Annotated in this window: 1 protein-coding gene; it reads right to left on the bottom strand. The window is 63.5% G+C overall.

From position 1 onward, the window contains the following. Window positions 1-220, bottom strand: a 220-nt coding sequence (locus SB679_RS25880) for a hypothetical protein (RefSeq protein WP_410705243.1), incomplete at its 3' end; no start/stop codon positions are given. Window positions 221-244: the final 24 nt, after the last annotated feature.

The raw sequence follows: 244 nt of genomic DNA, 5'->3' as shown, positions 1-244 counted from the left end.
CCAGGAGAGCCGCGAGGCTGAGCGCCAGCGGCATGCCCGACAGCCCATACCAGCAGCCTGCCGTCAGAAGCGAGATGACGATGAGATTCCAGACCGGCTCCAGCCGTTCCGGCGCCTGGCCGGTACGGATATGCCATGCCCTGAGCACGCTCGCCGCGCCGTCCAGCAACGGCTCGTCGATATAACGATTGATCCAGTTCACGCTGATGCGCCCCTTCATTAGGAGAGGCTCAGGCAAAACCAC

The organism is Chryseobacterium sp. SIMBA_029 (assembly GCF_046535275.1).
Taxonomy (GTDB): Bacteria; Bacteroidota; Bacteroidia; order Flavobacteriales; family Weeksellaceae; genus Chryseobacterium.
The sequence above is the reverse complement of the archived record's forward strand: the minus strand, read 5'-3'. Positions and strand labels throughout refer to the sequence as shown.